Raw genomic sequence first — 1,504 nt, 5'->3', positions numbered from 1 at the left:
CCCACCCTACGAGACTGTGACTCTTTCAGGCGGATATGATTCTCTACGCAAATTGATTTGCCGGAGAGAATGATGGCTGACGAGAAGCTGTTTGGCGAATTGCCGGAGCAGTCGGCGCCACGAGCCGAAGCCGAGCCGCGGGGCGCGCCTCGGTTGCGCGAACCGGTGCGCGATCAGGTCGAATTGCGAGCGGTCGATATCGATAGCCTGATCGGGCAGGATCATCCTGCGCGGGTGATCTGGGCCTATGTCGAAGGGCTCGACCTGAGCGAGCTGGAAGATCGCATCAAGGCGCGGGAGAACCGGCCGGGTCATCCGGCGCCATCGCCACGACTGCTGCTGGCGCTTTGGCTGTACGCCACGAGTGACGGCGTTGGCAGCGCGCGAGCGCTGGACCGGCTCTGCGACAGTCACGACGTCTACCGCTGGCTCTGCGGCGGCGTGTCTTTGAACTATCACGCGCTGTCGGACTTCCGGGTCGGCTGCGCAGACTTGCTCGACCGCTTGCTGGTCGAACATCTGGTGGCCCTGAACGAGGCAGGGCTGGTCGATCTGGAGAAGCTGACCCAGGACGGGGTGCGGATACGGGCGAATGCCGGGACCGGCTCGTTCCGGCGGGAGGCGACGCTGGATCGGCAGATGGCGCAGGCCGAGGCCGTGGTGAAGGAGCTCAAGCGCGAGGTCGATGCCGATCCGGAAGCCAGCAATCGGAGGATCCGGGCCGCCAAGGAGCGCGCGGCGCGGGAGCGCAGCGAGCGGGTGCAAGCTGCGCAAGCGGCGCTGGCCGAGATCAAGCGCAAGCGAAAGCAGCTCGATGACAAGGGCGGCAACGGCAAAAAGCCAAAAGAGCCACGGGCCTCGACCACCGACCCGCAGGCCCGGGTGATGAAGATGGCCGATGCCGGCTTCCGTCCAGCCTACAATGTGCAGGTGGCCAGCGCGGCCGGTGAACTGATCGTGGTCGCGATCGATGTCGACAACAGCGGCTCAGATCGCGGCTTGCTGCGACCGATGCTGGAGCGAACGCGCGCTCGGCTGAAGCGCTTGCCACGCCGCTACCTCGCCGATGGCGGGTTCTGCAGTGGCGAGGACATCGAATGGGCGCATAGCGAAGGCGTCGAGGTTTACTGCCCGCCGCCCAACTCCAGGAGCGGCGTCGATCCCTTTTTACCCCGGAGCAGCGACGGTCCCGGCGTCGCGGCCTGGCGTGCTCGCATGGCCAGCGAAGCTGGCAAGGCACAGTACCAAGCCCGCACGATCTGCGAATGCATCCATGCCCGATGGCGGAACTGGGACCTCAGGCAATTGACCGTGCGCGGCATCGAGAAGGTCCGTGCCGTCGTGCTCTGGTACGCCCTCACCAACAACATCCTGCAAGGACACCATCTCGCAAAAGCATAGACCGCAGAAGTACCCGACGGCCGACGCCGTTGGCTCTGACATCAAGGGGCGCCAACGCTCCTTGATGTCGAACGCCAAAACGAATTGGCTCTCAGGCTCTACG

At 64.9% G+C, this 1,504-nt stretch carries 1 protein-coding gene; it reads left to right on the top strand.

Going from position 1 to position 1,504, the window contains the following annotated elements; genetic code table 11:
• The first annotated feature begins 69 nt into the window (after positions 1 to 69).
• Positions 70 to 1,401 carry an IS1182 family transposase gene (locus JQ604_RS41355; protein ID WP_212366525.1) on the top strand — a complete coding sequence of 444 codons (1,332 nt, stop codon included), beginning with the start codon at positions 70 to 72 and terminating at the stop codon, positions 1,399 to 1,401.
• Positions 1,402 to 1,504 lie beyond the last annotated feature (103 nt).

This window comes from Bradyrhizobium jicamae, assembly GCF_018130695.1.
Lineage (GTDB): Bacteria > Pseudomonadota > Alphaproteobacteria > Rhizobiales > Xanthobacteraceae > Bradyrhizobium > Bradyrhizobium jicamae_B.
Note: the sequence above shows the minus strand (reverse complement) of the source record. Positions and strands in the feature narration are given on the sequence as shown.

Excerpts from the sequence above, each read along its gene's own strand:
- JQ604_RS41355 (WP_212366525.1), top strand. The coding sequence starts at position 70 with ATGATGGCTGACGAGAAGCTGTTTGGCGAATTGCCGGAGCAGTCGGCG.